General features: G+C 66.0%; 18 protein-coding genes. 12 read left to right on the forward strand and 6 right to left on the reverse strand.

Features of this window, described 5'->3' with window-relative positions; all coding sequences use genetic code 11:
- The first annotated feature begins 71 nt into the window (after positions 1-71).
- Entirely contained in the window at positions 72-1,880 is a 1,809-nt protein-coding gene (locus tag J2X67_RS20340) for a feruloyl-CoA synthase (protein WP_309955873.1), read from the forward strand.
- Here J2X67_RS20340 and J2X67_RS20345 read toward each other — a convergent pair whose 3' ends face one another.
- Positions 1,881-2,798, reverse strand: a complete 918-nt coding sequence (locus tag J2X67_RS20345) for a LysR substrate-binding domain-containing protein (RefSeq protein ID WP_309955875.1) — start codon at positions 2,796-2,798, stop codon at positions 1,881-1,883.
- A gap of 123 nt (positions 2,799-2,921) precedes the next feature.
- Here J2X67_RS20345 and J2X67_RS20350 point away from each other — a divergent pair, with 123 nt between their 5' ends.
- Genes J2X67_RS20350 through J2X67_RS20360 form a run of 3 tightly spaced genes read left to right on the forward strand, consistent with a single transcriptional unit; the run spans position 2,922 to position 6,055 of the window.
- Positions 2,922-4,289, forward strand: a complete 1,368-nt coding sequence (locus tag J2X67_RS20350) for an MFS transporter (protein ID WP_281148994.1) — start codon at positions 2,922-2,924, stop codon at positions 4,287-4,289.
- Between the two features lie 12 nt (positions 4,290-4,301).
- Complete coding sequence (locus tag J2X67_RS20355; RefSeq protein WP_309955877.1) at positions 4,302-4,811, forward strand: GAF domain-containing protein; 510 nt, start codon at positions 4,302-4,304, stop codon at positions 4,809-4,811.
- Positions 4,808-6,055 carry an amidohydrolase family protein gene (locus J2X67_RS20360; RefSeq protein WP_309955879.1) on the forward strand — a complete coding sequence of 416 codons (1,248 nt, stop codon included), beginning with the start codon at positions 4,808-4,810 and terminating at the stop codon, positions 6,053-6,055. Before J2X67_RS20355 ends, J2X67_RS20360 begins: the two co-directional genes overlap by 4 nt.
- Here the strand turns inward: J2X67_RS20360 and J2X67_RS20365 are convergent.
- Entirely contained in the window at positions 6,039-7,379 is a 1,341-nt protein-coding gene (locus J2X67_RS20365; protein ID WP_309955881.1) for an AsmA-like C-terminal region-containing protein, read from the reverse strand. The two genes, J2X67_RS20360 and J2X67_RS20365, sit on opposite strands and share 17 nt — an antisense overlap.
- Positions 7,380-7,463: 84 nt before the next feature.
- On the opposite strand from J2X67_RS20365, the gene J2X67_RS20370 reads away from it, so the two are divergent.
- The 5 genes from J2X67_RS20370 (at position 7,464) to minE (ending at position 11,288) form a co-directional block, all read left to right on the forward strand.
- Positions 7,464-7,886, forward strand: coding sequence for a hotdog fold thioesterase (locus J2X67_RS20370; protein WP_307578168.1), 423 nt, complete (start codon positions 7,464-7,466; stop codon positions 7,884-7,886).
- 64 nt (positions 7,887-7,950) lie between these two features.
- Positions 7,951-9,237 carry a solute carrier family 23 protein gene (locus J2X67_RS20375; protein WP_309955883.1) on the forward strand — a complete coding sequence of 429 codons (1,287 nt, stop codon included), beginning with the start codon at positions 7,951-7,953 and terminating at the stop codon, positions 9,235-9,237.
- A gap of 121 nt (positions 9,238-9,358) precedes the next feature.
- Entirely contained in the window at positions 9,359-10,135 is a 777-nt protein-coding gene (gene minC, locus J2X67_RS20380) for a septum site-determining protein MinC (RefSeq protein ID WP_309955885.1), read from the forward strand.
- A gap of 55 nt (positions 10,136-10,190) precedes the next feature.
- Positions 10,191-11,006, forward strand: a complete 816-nt coding sequence (minD, locus tag J2X67_RS20385; protein ID WP_309955887.1) for a septum site-determining protein MinD — start codon at positions 10,191-10,193, stop codon at positions 11,004-11,006.
- A 3-nt stretch (positions 11,007-11,009) separates the two neighbouring features.
- Positions 11,010-11,288: a cell division topological specificity factor MinE gene (minE, locus tag J2X67_RS20390; RefSeq protein ID WP_126746603.1), complete on the forward strand. Its 279-nt coding sequence runs from the start codon at positions 11,010-11,012 to the stop codon at positions 11,286-11,288.
- A 49-nt stretch (positions 11,289-11,337) separates the two neighbouring features.
- Here minE and J2X67_RS20395 read toward each other — a convergent pair whose 3' ends face one another.
- Together J2X67_RS20395 and J2X67_RS20400 are read right to left on the reverse strand one after the other, a co-directional pair.
- The gene (locus tag J2X67_RS20395) at positions 11,338-12,261 is read right to left on the reverse strand and encodes an alpha/beta fold hydrolase (protein ID WP_309955889.1); all 924 of its coding nucleotides are present in this window, start codon (positions 12,259-12,261) and stop codon (positions 11,338-11,340) included.
- Between the two features lie 207 nt (positions 12,262-12,468).
- Positions 12,469-13,071, reverse strand: a complete 603-nt coding sequence (locus J2X67_RS20400) for a TetR family transcriptional regulator C-terminal domain-containing protein (protein ID WP_309955890.1) — start codon at positions 13,069-13,071, stop codon at positions 12,469-12,471.
- A gap of 203 nt (positions 13,072-13,274) precedes the next feature.
- Between J2X67_RS20400 and J2X67_RS20405 the strand changes: the two genes are divergently transcribed.
- Together J2X67_RS20405 and J2X67_RS20410 are read left to right on the forward strand one after the other, a co-directional pair.
- The gene (locus tag J2X67_RS20405; RefSeq protein ID WP_309955892.1) at positions 13,275-14,219 is read left to right on the forward strand and encodes a CysB family HTH-type transcriptional regulator; all 945 of its coding nucleotides are present in this window, start codon (positions 13,275-13,277) and stop codon (positions 14,217-14,219) included.
- A gap of 114 nt (positions 14,220-14,333) precedes the next feature.
- Positions 14,334-14,594 (forward strand): hypothetical protein, encoded by a 261-nt coding sequence (locus J2X67_RS20410; RefSeq protein WP_126746599.1) that lies wholly within the window; start codon positions 14,334-14,336, stop codon positions 14,592-14,594.
- A gap of 15 nt (positions 14,595-14,609) precedes the next feature.
- Here the strand turns inward: J2X67_RS20410 and J2X67_RS20415 are convergent, their stop codons facing one another.
- Positions 14,610-15,059 (reverse strand): RcnB family protein, encoded by a 450-nt coding sequence (locus J2X67_RS20415; RefSeq protein WP_309955895.1) that lies wholly within the window; start codon positions 15,057-15,059, stop codon positions 14,610-14,612.
- A 462-nt stretch (positions 15,060-15,521) separates the two neighbouring features.
- Here J2X67_RS20415 and J2X67_RS20420 point away from each other — a divergent pair, with 462 nt between their 5' ends.
- Positions 15,522-16,160: a GDSL-type esterase/lipase family protein gene (locus J2X67_RS20420; RefSeq protein WP_309955897.1), complete on the forward strand. Its 639-nt coding sequence runs from the start codon at positions 15,522-15,524 to the stop codon at positions 16,158-16,160.
- Between the two features lie 6 nt (positions 16,161-16,166).
- Here J2X67_RS20420 and J2X67_RS20425 read toward each other — a convergent pair whose 3' ends face one another.
- On the reverse strand, positions 16,167-16,691 hold the full coding sequence (locus J2X67_RS20425) for a class IV adenylate cyclase (protein WP_309955899.1): 525 nt from the start codon (positions 16,689-16,691) through the stop codon (positions 16,167-16,169).
- Between the last annotated feature and the right edge of the window lie 10 nt (positions 16,692-16,701).

Below are 16,701 nucleotides of genomic sequence, written 5' to 3' on the forward strand. Positions count from 1 at the left end.
ACTTCGTGTGCTTCGCCACCCCCCGTGGGGGAGGCGCGGTTCGCTTTGGGGCGGCCCGGCAGCGACCGCATATGACCGACGACGACTTCCTCCTGGACGAGAGCCAGATCGCCCCGCCGCGCACGGTGCGCATCGATTTCGACGACGGCTCCTTCGCGCTGCGTTCGCCGATGGCGCTCAAGCCCTATGCGCGGTGCATCGGCGAATGGATCGAACGGTGGGCGCGCGAAACCCCCGACGCGCTGGCCTTTGCGGAACGCGACGAGAGCGGCGAAGGCTGGTGCAAGCTCGACTACCGCGCGCTGCGCCAGGCCGTGGGCGCGGTGGCGCAGGCGCTGCTCGACCTGAAGCTGCCCGCGGGCAAGCCCATCGCAATCCTTTCGGACAACTCGATCGACCATGCCGTGCTGATGCTCGCGGCCATGCACATCGGCCGCACGGCATGCTCGCTGTCGAGCGCGTATTCGCGCATGGCCAAGGACCCGTCGCGGTTGCACGGCATGCTGCAGGCGCTGCAACCGGCGCTGGTCTATGCATCGGACGCCAAGGTGTACGGCGGCGCGCTCGCGGGCTGCGGCGTGGGGGCTGTGGCGGTGTTCAGCCGCAATGCCGATGCACACGCCGGCGCCCTGCCCTTTGCACAGTTGCTTGCGGCCAGCGAAACGCCGGCCGTGATGCAGGCCTACGAAGCGGTGCTGCCCGACACCCACGCCAAGTACCTGCTGACTTCCGGCTCAACCGGCAAGCCCAAGGTGGTGATCAACACGCACCGCATGCTGTGCGCCAACCAGCAGATGATGGCGCAGACCTGGCGCTTCCTCGCACTGGAGAAGCCGGTGCTGGTCGACTGGCTGCCCTGGAGCCACACCTTCGGCGCCAACCACAACCTGAACATGGTGCTGTGCCACGGCGGCGCGCTCTACATCGACGAGGGCCGGCCCGCGCCGGGGCTCATCGAAAAAACCGTGCGCAACCTGCGCGAGGTAAAGCCGACGCTGCTGTTCAACGTGCCTCGCGGCTTCGACATGCTGCTGCCGTTTCTCGAGGCCGACGACACCGTCGCCGCGGAAGTGTTCTCGCGCCTGCGGCTGGCCTTCTATGCAGCGGCGGCGCTCGCGCCCTCGACCTGGCAGCGGCTCGAAGCGGTGGCGCAACGCGTGCGGCCCGAGCGGCCGCTGTGGCTCACCACCTCGTGGGGCGCAACCGAGACGTCGCCGGCCATCACCTCGGCGCACTGGAAGCTCGACGGTGCAGGCTGCATCGGCGCGCCGCTACCGGGGCTAGAGCTCAAGTTCGTGCCCAACGGGCAAAAGCTCGAGATGCGCGTGAAGGGCGTCTCGGTGTTTCCGGGCTACCGCAACGCGCCGCGTGAAACGGCGGAAGCTTTCGACGAAGAGGGCTACTACCGCATCGGCGATGCGGGCTACCTGGCAAATGCCGACCGGCCCGAGCACGGCGTGATCTTCAACGGCCGCGTGGCGGAAGACTTCAAGCTCTCGAGCGGCACCTGGGTGTCGGTGGGTACCCTGCGCGTCAAGCTGGTGTCGATGCTGGCGCCGCATGCGCAGGACGTGGTCCTGACCGGCCATGACAGCGACGAGATCGGCATGCTGGTGTTTGCCGCTCCGCAAGCTGCGCCGCAGGCACTTGCAGAGCGAATTGCCGACGTGCTGCGCACACTGCGGGACGAAGGCGCGGGCTCGTCGCAATGCCCCACGCGCGCGCTGGTGCTCTCAGAGCCGCCCAGCCTCGATGCGGGCGAGATCACCGACAAGGGCTACATCAACCAGCGCGCAGTGCTCACGCGGCGCGCGGCCGAGGTGGCGCGGCTGCATGCCGGCGCGCACCACGACCTGCAGGTGATACGCCTCTTCGCCTGATCACGAAGGCTGCTCGAACAACGCCAGCAGCGTGTTCTTCAGCCACTGGTGCAGCGCGGAGGTTTCGTGCCGCTGGTGCCAGAAGAGTTCGATGATGCGTGCCGGAGCCTCGAGCGGCACCGGCATCCGGCGAAGACCCGCCAGGCGCGCGGGCTCGAACTTCTCGGACCACGGCAGCACCGCAATCAGGTCGGAGCGGCGCACCACTTCGTACGCCGCGCCGTAGTGGTTGACCGTTGCGACGAGATTGCGCTGCAGCCCGCGGCTGTGCAGGAACAAATCGTAGGTCGGCGTGGTCTTGCCCACCAGGCTCACGTCCACGTGGCGCGCCGCCAGGAATTTCTTCAGCGGGATCCTGTCGGCGCGTGCCAGCGGATGCCCCGTGCGCATGACGCAGACGAAATCGGGCGACCACAGCGCCCTTGACTTGAGAAACGCCGGGCGCTGCACTTCCTCGTTGTAGACACTGATCGCGAAGTCGGCCTTGTTGTCGGCCAGCACCTTGTCGAAATCGACCAGCGTGTTGGGAATGGCGTGGATCTGCATCGAGGGTGCCGACTTGCTGAGCTTGCTTGCGAGCCGCGGCACCACGATGCCGGACACGTAGTCCGACATTGCGATGCTCAGGCTTGCAGTGCTTCGCAGGGCATCGAAGCGCTCCACGTCGAGCGTGCCGCGAATCGCATGGAGCGACTGCGACAGCGGCTCCCACAGGTCGATGGCCCGCCGCGTCGGATTGACGCCGGCACCGCTGCGCACGAAGAGCGCGTCGTCGAAGGTTTCGCGCAAGCGGCGCAGCGCATTGCTGACCGCGGGCTGCGTGAGCGACAGCTTGCTGGCTGCGCGCGTGACGTTGCCCTCGGTCATGAGGGCTTCGAACACCTTCAGCAGGTTGAGATCGGCGGAGCGGTAGTTCATTGTGTGCGGTCCGATCATTCACTGGATCTATAAACACAATCACACGTATAAATTTGTCGTGATATCCCCGCGATCCTACGATCTGCCGCTTCATCGCACCACCACCGAAGTCGAGGGATTCACATGACCATGCTGTCGGCTCGCATAGAGCGCCTGCCCTTCTCCGGTTTTCACCGCCGGCTGCTCATGATGGGAGGGCTGGGCTACACCTTCGACGCAATGGACGCCGCGGTGATCGCCTTCGTGCTGCCGGTGCTGCGCACCGAATGGGGGCTCAGCAGCGTGCAGATCGGCGTGCTGGCCAGCGCAAACTTCATCGGCTTCTTCTTCGGTGCGCTTGCGTCAGGCACCTGCGGAGACCTGTTCGGGCGGCGCGTGGTCATGATGTCGGCGCTGGCGATCTACTGCGTGGCATCGCTCTTCAGCGGCATGGTCGACAGCTGGACGGTGTTTCTTGCGCTGCGCATCGTGGCCGGCTTCGGCGCCGGTGCAGAGAGCGCAATCATTGCGCCCTACCTTTCGGAGTTCGTGGCGCGCCGCTACCGGGGCACTTTCACCGGCGCACTGGCGGGCTTCTTCTCGTTCGGCTTCGTCGCGGCGGCGCTGCTGGGCTACTTCATCGTGCCGGCGCATCCGCAGGGATGGCGCATCGTCATCTTCATTACCGCAATGCCGGTGCTGCTGCTGTTGTGGTGGCGCCGTGCGCTGCCCGAATCGCCGCGCTGGCTCGAAAGCCAGGGCCGGCAGGCCGAGGCCGAAACCATCGTCGATGCAATGGAGTCCGAGACGGTGCAGCGCGGCCTTGCGCTGCCCGCGCTCAACGCGCAAGACGTGGCTGCGCCGCCGCCCAGCAACAGCCGCGGCAGCCTGCTGAAGAACTACGCCACGCTGGTGTCCAGCAAGCTCATCCGCATCAGCACCATGACCTGGCTGATGTGGCTCGCGATCACCTTCAGCTACTACTCGTTCTTCACGTGGATTCCCAGCCTGCTTATCCAGAACGGCATGACGATCACCAAGAGCTTCGGCTACTCGCTCGTGATCTATCTCGCGCAGATTCCGGGCTACTTCTCGGCCGCGTGGCTCAACGAGAAGATCGGCCGGCAGGCCACCATCGTGAGCTACATGCTGCTGGGCGGCATCTCGGCGCTGGGGCTTGCCTTTACGCACAGCGATGCGCAGATCATGGCGGCGGGCGTTCTGCTGTCCTTCTTCATGAACGGCACCTATGCGGGTGTCTACGCCTATACGCCAGAGGTGTTTCCAACGCAGGTGCGCGCAACGGGCTCCGGCCTGGCGTCGGCCATCGGCCGCATAGGGGGCATCACGGCGCCGATCCTGGTGGGCTTCATCTATCCGGCGCTGGGCTTTGCGGGCGTGTTCGGCATGACCACTGCGGTGCTGCTGCTGGGTGCAGCGGCCGTCACGTTCATGGGCATTCCAACACGCGGCCGCTCGCTCGAGGACATTGCGGCAACCGAACTTTCCTGACGCAGGACATCCATGCAACCCAAGCCATTCGACGAATCGCTGTCGGCCGTCGCGCGCGCGCACGCCGACACGCAGCAACCCCAGGCCACCTTCGACGCGCTCGAGAAGGCGGTGGCCGCAACCATCGGCCACCGGCTTTTCACCATCCTGGTGCACCACCGGGAGGCGCGGGAGTCGGAGCGCGTGTACACCAACATGCGCGAGGCCTACCCTGTGGGCGGCCGCAAGCCGGTTACCGATTCGCCGTGGATGCAGCAGGTAATGCAGCAAGGGCTGCCTTACATCGGCCGCAACGCGGACGACCTGCGCGACGTTTTCTATGACCACGAACTCATCGTTTCGCTGGGCTGCCGCAGTGTTCTGAACATTCCGCTGCGCTGGCGCGGCGAGACACTGGGCACGCTCAACATGCTGCACGAAGAGAACTGGTACGGCGCTGGGCACGTCGAGCTCGCGCGCGTGTTCTCGCAACTGGCGGTGCCGGCCGTAATGGCGCAATACACCAAGGAGCCCATGGCATGACCGACGCGGTGCTTTTCAAGAACGCCTCCCTGCTCGATCCGCTGCGCGCCGAACTGCTGGAAGGCCACGACCTTCTGGTCGAGGACGGAGTGGTGCGCGAAGTCTCCGACAAGCCGCTCCAGAGCAAGGCGGCGCGGGTCATCGACCTGAAGGGCAAGACGCTGATGCCCGGCCTCATCGACCTGCACGTGCACGTGATTGCGGTGGAGCTCAACCTTGCGCGGCAGGTGCACATGCCGAACGTGCTCATTACGCTGCGCAGCGTGCCCATGCTGCGCGGCATGCTGCGGCGCGGGTTCACCACGGTTCGCGATGCGGGCGGCGCGGGGTTTGCGTTCAAGCAGGCGGTCGAATCGGGGCTGGCCCAGGGGCCGCGCCTGTTCGTCTCGGGCCGCGCGCTGAGCCAGACGGGCGGCCACGGCGACATGCGGGCGCGTTCCGATTTTCTGGACCCCAATGCCCCCTGCCCGACCTGCGTGCGGGTAGGCGCGCTGGCGCGCGTGGTCGACGGCGTCGACGCCGTACGCCGGGCGGTGCGCGAAGAACTGCAGATGGGCGCAGACCAGATCAAGATCATGGCGTCGGGCGGCGTGGCCTCGCCGACCGACCCGGTGGGCGCTTTCGGCTACAGCGAGGACGAGATACGCGCCATCGTCGAGGAGGCGCGGGCGCGCGGCACCTACGTGCTGGCCCATGCCTACACCGCAGAGGCCATTGCCAGGGCCGTGCGCTGCGGCGTGCGCACCATCGAGCACGGCAACCTGGTCGACGCGCCCACCGCGGCGTTGATGGCGCAAATGGGCGCCTACGTGGTGCCGACGCTGGTTACCTACGACGCGCTGGCCAACGAGGGCGAGAGCTTCGGCCTGCCCAAGGAAAGCGTCGCCAAGGTGGCCGACGTTCGCGAAGCGGGCCTGCGCTCGCTGGAGATCTACAAGGCGGCGGGCGTGAAGATGGGCTTCGGCTCCGACCTGCTGGGCGAATCGCAGCGGCTGCAGAGCGACGAGTTCCGCCTGCGTGCCGAGGTGCTGTCGCCCGCCGAGGCCATTGCCAGCGCCACCGTGATCGGCGCCGAAGTGTTGGGCATGCCAGACCGCCTGGGCCGCCTGGTGCCGGGTGCACTCGCCGACGTCCTGGTTGTCGATGGCAATCCGCTGCGCGACGTTTCGTGCCTGCTGGGGCAAGGCGAGCGCATTCCGCTGGTCATGAAGGAGGGGGCGATCCAGTTCAACGAGCTGGAGTAACGCCCTGCTTCCGAGGTGCAGGCGCGGCTTTTTTGGCGGGCGCCTCCGTGCCGAACAGCTTTTCCACCTGCTGCCCCAGGCGCGCACCAATGGCCGTGCCCACGCCGGGCAGCACCGCGCTGCCGACCGCAGCGCCGGCCAGCGCACCGCCCGTGAGTGAAATCTGCGGGTCGCTTGCGGTGCCGCCGATCTTGAGCGGCATGCCCACGACCCCGTCGACCAGGTCGACCGCCAGGTCGCCGTCCAGCTTTCTGTTGAAGAACCGCAGGTTGCCGCTGGCAGTGAGCACGCCCGAACGCGCCTTGAGGTTGGTGTAGCGCAGCACGATGCCGTCTTCGGTGCCCTGCGTTTCGAGGGTGCCGGTGAGCTCGTCGAGCGGCGTGGTGCCGCTGCGGTCCGTGCCCGCGGTAAGCACCGTCTTGGCAAGGTCGAGCCCGGTGAGCGTGGCGGGGCGAACCGAAAAAGTGGTGCGCGTACGCATGCCGCGGACCAGTCCGCCCAGGTCGCCGGCTTCGGCCACCAGCGTGGAAAAGCCCGAGACCTTGCCGGCGACCGCAGTGCGCCGTCCGAAGGCTTGCACCAGGCCTTCGATGTCGACTTGCCGGGGCTCCAGCTCGGCCGACAGGCGCAGCTTGTCCTCCGGCTGCGCTTCCAGCAGGGTGACGCCGTTCCACGTGCCGCCGCCCACGTCGATGCGGGTGCGCCACCGGTCTTGCCCTGCGGCGGCGCGGTCCAAGCGCAAGCGGGCGGGAGGCGATGCGCCGGCGCGTTCGAGGCGCGCCTGGCGCGGGCGCCAGTTGGCGTCGAAGCTGATCTCTCCGTCGTAGGCCAGCGCAATGTCGCGCCGGTCGATCCAGACGACGTCGCGCCAGCGCAGCTTTTCGAGCGGCACGGGGGCCAGCGTCCAGGGCGAAGGCAACGCGACGATGTTGCCGGCCTCCTTCGGCTTGGGTTCCTTGCCGCGAAACGCGCGAAACGATTCGCGCGGCAGCACCAGGCTTTCGATCTCAGCTTCGTCCACGGCGACGACCCGGCCGAGCAGTTCCGTGAGCTTGAGCTGCACCGTGATGCGGCGCAGCGTGACCGGGCGGGGCTGGTCGGTAGAAACGTTGGAAAGCACGAGCACCGGCGCCGGCAGCAGCGACCAATGCGCGCCGCCCACCTTCAGGCCAATGCCGAATCGCTTCTCGAAGGCTTCGGAAATTCGCACCGCCACCTCTTCGTCGCTTGGCAAGCGGGTGCTCACCACCCACACCAGCGCCCCGGCCCCGATCAACAGGACCACGGCAATGCCGGCCAGCCAGCGTCTGAGAGGGTGCTTCATCGCAGCAAGTTAGCACGCAAAGGAGACTGCCATTGTCAGCCGCCATCGCTATAGTTTCCAGCACATCCGTACTGGAGAAAACGAATGCGAATCTGGAAGAAAGACATCTCGGTCGAAGAGCTGACCCGCAACCACGTCGGCACCGCTGTTTCCACGCTGGGCATGGAGTTCCTGGAGGTGGGGGACGACTTCATCCGCGCCCGCGTGCCGGTGGACGAGCGCACGCGCCAGCCGTACGGCATCCTGCACGGGGGCGTGTCGGTGGTGCTGGCCGAAACGCTGGGCTCATGCGGCGCGCACTACTCCGCCCCAGAGGGCGACCGGGCGGTGGGTCTGGACATCAATGCCAACCACATCCGCTCGGCCACGAGCGGCTGGGTTACCGGCACGGCACGGCCGGTGCACCGCGGGCGCACCACGCAGGTGTGGCAGATCGACATGACCAACGATGCAGGCGACCTGACCTGCGTCTCGCGCATCACAATGGCGGTGCTGCCGCCGCGCTAGCGACTGGAAAAGCGGCCGAAAGAAGCCCACCGGGCACATAAAACCATCGAGGAGATAACCACTCATGAGCAATCTATTCAGCTGGCGCGAAGTCGCCGCCACCGAAGGGAGCGTTGTCGCGCCTGACGAACGCCTGCCCTGGCTGCAGACCGGCGCAATGGGCGTGCAGCACGTCATCGCGATGTTCGGCGCCACGGTGCTGGCGCCCATTCTCATGGGCTTCAACCCGAACATCGCGATTTTGATGAGCGGCATCGGCACGCTCATCTTCTTTCTGGTGACGGGCGGCAAGGTACCCAGCTACCTGGGCTCGAGCTTCGCGTTCATCGGCGTGGTCATCGCGGCCAGCGGCTATGCGGGCAAGGGCCCCAACACCAACATTGCGGTGGCGCTGGGCGGCATCGTGGCGTGCGGGGTGATCTACATCCTCATCGGCGCCATCGTGCAGGCCGTTGGCACGGGGTGGATCGAACGCTTCATGCCGCCGGTGGTTACCGGGGCGGTGGTGGCGGTGATCGGGCTCAACCTGGCGAGCGTGCCGGTCAAGAACATGGCGGCCGGCAACTTCGACGCCTGGATGCAGGCCGTGACTTTTCTTTGCGTGGGGCTGGTGGCGGTGTTCACGCGCGGCATGCTGCAGCGCCTGCTGATCCTGGTCGGGCTCATCCTGGCCACGGTGGTGTATGCGGTGCTGACCAACGGCATGGGCCTGGGCAAGCCGGTGGACCTGAGCGGCATTGCCAACGCGGCTTGGTTCGGCCTGCCGACCTTCACCGCGCCGGTGTTCACGGCCAATGCCATGCTGCTGATCGCACCGGTGGCAATCATTTTGGTGGCGGAAAACCTCGGCCACCTGAAGGCCGTCACCGCCATGACGGGCCGCAATCTCGACCCCTACATCGGCCGCGCCTTCATCGGCGACGGCATTGCCACGGTGGTAAGCGGCGCTGCCGGCGGCACGGGCGTAACCACTTATGCCGAGAACATCGGCGTGATGGCGGCCACGCGCATCTATTCGACGGCGGTGTTCGTGGTGGCCGCGGTCATTGCGCTGGTGCTGGGCTTCAGCCCGAAGTTCGGCGCGCTGATCCAGGCGATTCCGCTGCCGGTGATGGGCGGCGTGAGCATCGTGGTGTTCGGCCTCATTGCCATTGCGGGCGCCAAGATCTGGGTCGACAACCGGGTCGATTTTTCGCAGAACAAGAACCTGATCGTCGCGGCCATCACGCTCATCATCGGCACCGCCGACTTCACGCTGAAGTTCGGCGACTTTGCTCTTGGCGGCATCGGAACCGCCACTTTCGGCGCGATCATTCTTTACGCACTGCTCGGCCGATCGCGCAACGCCTGAGCACCTTGAAAGTGAAACGCCGTGCAAGAAGTGTTGTTGCGGGTGATTGATGGAGGGGCCGGTCGCCGGCCCGAAGCCCGCGCCCGTTAGACTCCAACGCTTTTCGCACCGACGTTTTCCAATGGCCGATGTCTCCGCCGCGCGCACCAAGGCGGTTTTCGAATTCAAAAGCGCCACGCTGCCGCTGATTGCAGTGATCCTCAAGACGGCCGACCTGGCCGTGCTGGCCGAGGCACTCGATGCGCAACTGGCCGACTCGCCCGATTTCTTCGAGCAGGAGCCGGTGGTCATCGATCTCTCGCAGCTGCAGCCCGACGAAGAGAGCGGCGAGGAACCCGCCGAGCTCGACTTTGCGGCGCTGCGGGGCCTCTTGGCGCGCCACCAGACGCAACCCATTGCGGTGCGCGGGGGCAACGACGCCCAGAATGCCGCGGCCCGCGCGGCCGGCCTTTCGGTGACGGCCATGCCTGTGGCACCCGCGCCGCGCTCCCCGGCACCGCCGGCGGCCACGCCAGCGCCCGCCAGCGAGGCCCCGCAAATCGTGCGCGAGGTGCCGGTGCCCGCCAACGGCACGCTCGTGATCGACAAGCCGCTGCGCTCCGGCCAGCAGGTCTACGCCCGCGGCGGCGACGTGGTGGTAACTGCGGTGGTGAGCTTTGGCGCCGAAGTCATCGCCGACGGCAACGTGCACGTGTATGCACCGCTGCGAGGCAAGGCAATTGCCGGCGCGCGCGGCAATACCGAGGCACGCATCTTCTCGACCTGCATGGAAGCGCAGCTGGTGGCCATTGCAGGCATCTACCGCACCAACGAAGTGCCGCTGCCCGACCCGGTGCTCGGCAAGCCCGCGCAAATACGCCTGGACGGCAAAAAGCTAGTGATCGACGCGATTCCCTGACGGGCCGCGCCGAATCTGAAAACCAACAACCGAATCGAAACAAGAAGGAATGGCAATGGCCAAAATTGTGGTGGTGACCTCAGGCAAGGGCGGCGTCGGCAAGACCACGACGAGCGCCAGCTTTGCGTCGGGCCTCGCGCTCGCGGGCAAGAAGACGGCGGTGATCGACTTCGACGTGGGCCTGCGCAACCTCGACCTGATCATGGGCTGCGAGCGCCGCGTGGTGTACGACCTGATCAACGTGATCCAGGGCGAAGCCAACCTGAGCCAAGCCCTCATCAAGGACAAGCAGTGCGAAAACCTCTTCGTGCTGGCCGCCTCGCAGACGCGCGACAAGGAAGCCCTGACGCAAGAAGGCGTTGAAAAGGTGCTGAACGACCTGGCCGCCATGGAGTTCGACTACATCGTGTGCGACTCGCCCGCGGGCATCGAGACCGGCGCGATGATGGCCATGCACTTTGCAGACGAAGCACTGGTGGTGACCAACCCCGAGGTATCCTCGGTGCGCGACTCCGACCGCATCCTGGGCATGCTGAGCAGCAAGACCAAGCGGGCGAAGGAAGGCGGCGACCCCATCAAGGAGCACCTGCTGATCACCCGCTACAACCCCAACCGCGTGGCCGGCGGCCAGATGCTCTCGCTGGAAGACATCCAGGACATCCTGCGCATCAAGCTGATCGGCGTCATTCCCGAATCCGAAAGCGTGCTGCAGGCGTCCAACCAGGGCGTGCCCGCCATTCACGACAAGGACACCGACGTGGCAAAGGCCTACAGCGACGTGGTCGCGCGCTTCCTGGGCGAAGACCGCCCGATGCGCTTCGTCGATGCGGAAAAGCCGGGCTTCTTCAAGCGAATCTTTGGAGGCAAGTAGGCCATGTCCTTTTTCTCGTTCCTGCTCGGCGAAAAGAAGAAGACGGCCAGCGTCGCCAAAGAGCGGCTGCAGATCATCCTCGCGCACGAGCGGTCCAGCCTCAGCGGCAAGAAGCGCCCCGACTACCTGCCCGACCTCCAGCGCGAGCTGATGGCGGTGATCTCCAAATACGTGAAGATCAATGCCGAGGACATCAAGGTTCACCTGGAAAAGCAGGACGACCTCGAAGTGCTCGACATCAAGATCGAACTGCCCGACGCCTCGCCCACGCCGGCGCGCTGAACGCACGGCAGGCGCGCCGCGCAACCCGCACGGCCTGCGCGGCTTTCGGTCAGTCCACACGCGCAATGAAGCGCGTCACCTGCCGGACCACGTCCTCTTCCCTGAGGATGCGGCGGTGCCCCAGCCCCTGCGTGGCCACGAGCTGCGCCCCCTTGATTGCATCGCGGTACGCCTCCGCGTCGGCGAAGCGGTTCACTCGGTCGTCCCGGTCATGCACGATCAGTGTCGGCTGCGCGATGCGCGGCCCGACTGCGGGTGGCTCGAGCTGGGCCATCAGGAAGCCTTCCTGCGCCTCGAACAGCCGCTGCATTGCGAGCCGCGTTGTCTCCCTCAGCCCGAACGTGTGCGCAAAGTAGCGCGTGAATTCGCGCGCCGAAGCCGGTGGTGCGAGCAGCACCAGCCGCTCGGCGAGCAGGCCCTGCGCGGCGGCCACGCCCAATGCGTTGGCGCCCATCGAGTGCGCGACCACTGCGCGCAGAGAGTGACCGTCTGCGACGAGCCTCGACACCACGTACGAGATGGCACGCGCAAATTGCGGCGCGTTGCTCATCATGCCGGCGCTGCGGCCGTGGGCCGGCAGTTCGAGCAGCACCGGCCGGAGGCCCGCGGCGGCCACGGCCTCGGCCAGGGTCAGCATCTGCCCCGCATGGCCGCCCCATCCGTGCACCAGCAGCACAAGGGGGGCGGATTCCGCGCCTGAATCCTGCGTGGCGAGGTGATAGAGCCCGAGGCTCGCTTTCTCGAAACTCCAGGCTTCGCGCCGCCATCCTGCGCCGGGCGCTTGCGCGCGGTAGAGCCACTTGAGCGGCAACGGCGTGCCGAACAGGCGATGGGCCGCACGCACGCCCAACGCGGGCCAAAGGCGCTCGGATGTGGTGAGGCCCAGGCGCACCGCGCGCATGAGGCGGCTGGGGCGGTAGTAGTTCGATTGCGCGGCATGCGTTGCCGCGGAGGTGCTGCTGGTGCTCGTCATGCAATGGGCTCCTGCGTTCAGAACCAGACCCAGTCGTCGTTGCTGCGCGGCAGGCTGCGCAGTGCATCGCGAACAGTTTCGGCGCCGATGGCGCCCACGTAGACGGCAAGGCAGAGGGCGATGATCAGCATGGTGCTTCTCCTTTTTATCGCACGACTGTGCGAAATTAAGACAAAGAAAGACGAAAGAAACTGCTCGCCCGATGGCTCAGGCGCGGTAGCTGGAAAGTAGCCGCTGCCAGGTGCGCATGGCGCGCTCGGCGGCTTGTGGATCGCGCAGAAACCGCGCGTCGTGCAGAAGGCCGATGATGAGGCCGTTGATTTCACTGACCACCTGCCCGGCGTCGGTGTCGGCGCGGAGTTCGCCGGTTTCGATCGCCTGCAGCACGGTGCGGCGCAGCGCGGCGCGCCAGCGGGTGATTTCGCTGAACAGCAGGTCGCGCAACTCGCCTTCGCGGTCGTCGTATTCGAAGGCACCCGCCGTGTAGATGCAGCCGGTTTCGGCTTCGATGTCGCGGGTGCGGGCTATCCAGCGGTCGACGATGTCGTTGAGCCGCGCAAGGCCCTTGGGCTTTTGCATGGCGGGCACGAACACGTCGGCAAGGAAGCGGCGGCCGTACTCTTCGATGACGGCCTTCTGGAGCGCTTCGCGCGAGCCCACGCGTGAAAACACCCCGCTCTTGGAAAGCGCCAGCCGGCTGGCCACGGCCTGTAGCGTGATGGCCTCCAGCCCTTCGGACAATGCGACGTCCATTGCCGCACCGATGATGGCGGTGCGGGTGAGCTCGCTTTTCTGGGTCTTGGCGTCCATGGCATCACTTTAGCACATACGTGCGAAATTGCAAACGAGCTACCGACCCAGTCCAGCAGGCCCTGCAAAGATGATTTGCTCATGTGGAACCAACAAACGCATCGTTCCCCGCATAAGCGCTTCTGCCGAGAATCGCCGGGCGGCCTTCTCCGGGCCGGCACCACTACCCGGTCTACTCTCTCTCTACGATCCCTTCGCGCCAGATGAACTTCCAACAACTGCGCTCGGTACGCGAGGCCGTTCGTTGCGGCTTCAACCTGACCGAGGTTGCCAACACGCTGCACACCTCCCAGCCGGGCGTGAGCCGGCAGATCCGCGAACTGGAGGAAGAACTCGGCATAGAGCTCTTCGTGCGTGCCGGCAAGCGGCTCACCGGGCTCACCGAGCCGGGCGGCCACGTCTTGCCGATCATCGAGCGCATGCTGATGGAAAGCAGCAACCTGCGTCATGCGGGACAGGAATTCGTGGCACAGCAGAGCGGGCTGCTCTCGGTGGCGGCCACGCACTCGCAGGCGCGCTATGCAATGCCGGTGGCGGTGCAGGAATTTCGCGCGCAGTTTCCCAACGTGAAACTGCACCTGCACCAGGGCTCGCCCAAGCAGATTGCGCAGATGCTGATCGACGGCGAGGCCGACGTCGGCATTGCAACCGAAGCACTGGGAGACTACCCGCAGCTGGTGGCCCTGCCCTGCTACCGCTGGACGCACTCCGTGGTGGTGCCGCCGGGCCATGCGCTGCTCGACGCACCGCTCACGCTGGAGGCGCTTGCGCGCTTTCCGCTCATTACCTACGACACCGGCTTTACCGGCCGCTCGCGCATCGACGAGGCTTTTGCGCAGCGCGGGCTGGCGCCGAACATCGTGTTGTCGGCCATGGACGCGGACGTGATCAAGACCTACGTGCAGTTGGGCATGGGCGTGGGCATCGTGGCTGGCGTGGCCTACGAAACCGAGCGCGACACGCAATTGCGCGCGCTCGACGCGGGGCGGCTCTTTGGCATCAACCTGACCAAGCTCGCGGTGCGGCGCGGCAACTACCTGCGCAAGTACGTGTACGCGTTCATCGAATCGTTCGCGCCCACGTTGACGCGAACCGTCGTCGAAAAGGCTCTGGGCGGCGAAGCGACGGGATCGCACTACGAAATCTAGCGCGGATGCAACGTATTCGGCGCTTGCAGCAACAGGTTTTAAAAAGAAGCACGCCGCTTCACACGGGGAGCGTACATTCGGGTTAATTCCTTGGCTTCCCGGAACGGATCAGCAATGGCATCGACCCCGCAGCAGCAACAGCAAACCAAGGCCGCCCTCAAGGCGGCCGACGCCGCCGAACGGCGCGAGCGGCTGAGGCGGGCATTGCCCGCCACCGTGGAGCTGCTGCAAAGCCGCCAGGCCGACCGCATCGACGACAGCGACATCGAAGCGTATGTGAGCCTTAACTGGCTCGAATGGCACGGCGGCGGTTTGCGGCTCACCATTACCGGGCGCAACGTGTGCGCCCAGTCGCTGCCCACCGTCACAGCCTGAGCGCTTCGCGCTTGCTTACTGGTTGCCCACGATGATCTGGGCAATCAGGCCGGTGGCAATGGCCGCGAGCACATAGTCGCCGCCCACACCCACCCACTGGTAGCCGCGCGGGGGTGCCTGCAGCTGGTAGGCGCGGTAGTCGTTCACCACGTAGTTGCGGCCACGGTACTCGGGGGGCACACGCCCACCGCGGCGCCATTCGGCATGCGGTTGCGGATAGCCGCGGCGGTCGAAGTGGCGCCCATCCCGGTAGTCCTCGCGGCTGTAGCGGTCACCGCGATCGCCGCGGCGGTGGTCATGCCGATCGAACTGGCGATGCTGTTGTTCATAGCGGCCGTTGCCTCTGTTGTCACCGCGGTCATGGCCGCGATCGTGGCCACGGTCTTGCGCGAAGGCGCTTCCCGCTGCCATGCACATCGCGAGTGCCGCAGCTGCAACGGCCATGCTCTTTGACTTGATGATCATCTGGAACTCCTTCGTGTTGATGACGAGTCCATTGTCAGTGGCCCTTGTGTCTGCCCGGAGCGCATCAGGTCGCCGTCAGGTGAAATCACGTAAGCGCAGGTATCGGAGCGGCGCGTTGTCCTTCAATCCCGGTTTTGCGTAGGTGATTTGCGCCCCGTCTGGAGGCTTTGGGGACAATGCGCAAACAGATCATCAGGCGCTGGAGGCGCCATCAATCAACTATGCGCGACAAGATCATTGGTGCCATCGGCGTTCTGTGGGGTGGAGGCATGCTCGTGAGGTGGCTCATGACGGGCCCCCCCGCTGGAGTGGGCGGCTATGAGGGCGGCCAGACGGCCGTCGCATTCCTGGGCGCCGTCATGGTGGTTGCGGGCCTGTACCGGTTCTTCAAACCCCGTGACTGACCAGGGGGCAGTGCAGCCAGGCGAGCCTTGCTCGACGGCGCTTACGCTCGAGCGCAACATGAAGCGACGGCACCTCCTCCATCTGCTTGCAGGCGTGCCCGCAACGGCCGTGCTGGCCGCCTGCGGCAAGCGCAAGCCTGCCGCCGCCGCGTTGAAACCGGATGCCCGCGTACTCGCCCTGGGCGACAGCCTGACCTTCGGCTACGGCGCACCGCCAGGCGCAGCGTGGCCCGTGAAACTGGGTGAACTGACCGGCTGGCAAATAGAAAACGCAGGCATCAATGGCGACACTACAGCCGGAGCTTTGGAGCGCTTGCCGGCGCTGCTGGCGGCAGAAAGCTATGACGCCATCCTGATCGGCATCGGCGGCAACGACATGCTGCGCGGCGTGCCGCCCTCTGCCACGCGCGAGAACCTTGCAGCTCTTGTGAGGCAGGCACTTGCGCACACGCCTTACGTCGCGCTGCTGGCCACGCCGGCGCCCGATGCCATGCGTGCGGCTGTAGGCTCGCTGAGCGATGCGCCGTTCTACGAAGAGGTTGCGAAGTCGGGGCAGGCGCTGCTGGTTGCCAATGTTTATTCGAGCGTGCTGTCGGATACGTCGCTGCGCTCCGATCGCATCCATGCCAACGCGCAAGGCTATGCGCGGGTGGCGCAGCAGTTGGCAGATCAGCTGAAGGCTGCGGGCTGGCGCTGAAGCGGCTCAGGCGGCTTGCTGCCGCAGCAGGTCGACGTAGGCACCCTGCACCAACTGGCCGGATCCAATGCCGAGTTGCGCCATGAGCGCATGGGCCTCTGCCACGCCATCGTCGGCAGATTCGCCTTCTTTCAGAACCACTTCAAGCTCGAGAAATTCACCGAGCCCTTCGACGCGGTCGAGATGCACGCGTGTGCGGCCCACGATGAAGAGCCGGCGCTGCTTGCGCACGCGGCCTGCCTGGCCCCACGCGAGCGTGAGCGATTCGCGCAACGCATCGGGCGTTGTGGTGGGCGAGATCAGGTAGAACGATTCCTTGGGGCCCCTGCTGTTCGCACGGCGATAGAAGATGAGTTCGGCGCGATCGGGCGCAAAGGTGCGCAGCTTGAGGCGGTCGGCGCTGTTCTCGCAGCGGAAGAAGGTGTCGTCCTGCGCGATTTCGACGGGGCCTGAATGGGCGAGTTGGGCCGCCACTTGGGCCACGCGTTCCACGCTGTCTATGCGGGCCTTGATCTCTATGTTTCTTGCCATCTGTGGTTGA

The sequence above is a fragment of the Variovorax sp. 3319 genome, assembly GCF_031456585.1.
GTDB classification, from domain to species: domain Bacteria; phylum Pseudomonadota; class Gammaproteobacteria; order Burkholderiales; family Burkholderiaceae_C; genus Variovorax; species Variovorax paradoxus_P.

Bases quoted from the DNA above. Each gene is read 5' to 3' on its own strand.
- J2X67_RS20410 (WP_126746599.1), top strand. From the start codon at position 14,334: ATGGCATCGACCCCGCAGCAGCAACAGCAAACCAAGGCCGCCCTCAAG.
- J2X67_RS20360 (WP_309955879.1), top strand. From the start codon at position 4,808: ATGACCGACGCGGTGCTTTTCAAGAACGCCTCCCTGCTCGATCCGCTG.
- minE (WP_126746603.1), top strand. From the start codon at position 11,010: ATGTCCTTTTTCTCGTTCCTGCTCGGCGAAAAGAAGAAGACGGCCAGC.
- J2X67_RS20425 (WP_309955899.1), bottom strand. From the start codon at position 16,691: ATGGCAAGAAACATAGAGATCAAGGCCCGCATAGACAGCGTGGAACGC.
- J2X67_RS20355 (WP_309955877.1), top strand. From the start codon at position 4,302: ATGCAACCCAAGCCATTCGACGAATCGCTGTCGGCCGTCGCGCGCGCG.
- J2X67_RS20400 (WP_309955890.1), bottom strand. From the start codon at position 13,071: ATGGACGCCAAGACCCAGAAAAGCGAGCTCACCCGCACCGCCATCATC.
- J2X67_RS20365 (WP_309955881.1), bottom strand. From the start codon at position 7,379: ATGAAGCACCCTCTCAGACGCTGGCTGGCCGGCATTGCCGTGGTCCTG.
- J2X67_RS20375 (WP_309955883.1), top strand. From the start codon at position 7,951: ATGAGCAATCTATTCAGCTGGCGCGAAGTCGCCGCCACCGAAGGGAGC.
- J2X67_RS20395 (WP_309955889.1), bottom strand. From the start codon at position 12,261: ATGACGAGCACCAGCAGCACCTCCGCGGCAACGCATGCCGCGCAATCG.
- J2X67_RS20415 (WP_309955895.1), bottom strand. From the start codon at position 15,059: ATGATCATCAAGTCAAAGAGCATGGCCGTTGCAGCTGCGGCACTCGCG.
- minC (WP_309955885.1), top strand. From the start codon at position 9,359: ATGGCCGATGTCTCCGCCGCGCGCACCAAGGCGGTTTTCGAATTCAAA.
- J2X67_RS20345 (WP_309955875.1), bottom strand. From the start codon at position 2,798: ATGAACTACCGCTCCGCCGATCTCAACCTGCTGAAGGTGTTCGAAGCC.
- J2X67_RS20370 (WP_307578168.1), top strand. From the start codon at position 7,464: ATGCGAATCTGGAAGAAAGACATCTCGGTCGAAGAGCTGACCCGCAAC.
- minD (WP_309955887.1), top strand. From the start codon at position 10,191: ATGGCCAAAATTGTGGTGGTGACCTCAGGCAAGGGCGGCGTCGGCAAG.
- J2X67_RS20340 (WP_309955873.1), top strand. From the start codon at position 72: ATGACCGACGACGACTTCCTCCTGGACGAGAGCCAGATCGCCCCGCCG.
- J2X67_RS20420 (WP_309955897.1), top strand. From the start codon at position 15,522: ATGAAGCGACGGCACCTCCTCCATCTGCTTGCAGGCGTGCCCGCAACG.
- J2X67_RS20350 (WP_281148994.1), top strand. From the start codon at position 2,922: ATGACCATGCTGTCGGCTCGCATAGAGCGCCTGCCCTTCTCCGGTTTT.
- J2X67_RS20405 (WP_309955892.1), top strand. From the start codon at position 13,275: ATGAACTTCCAACAACTGCGCTCGGTACGCGAGGCCGTTCGTTGCGGC.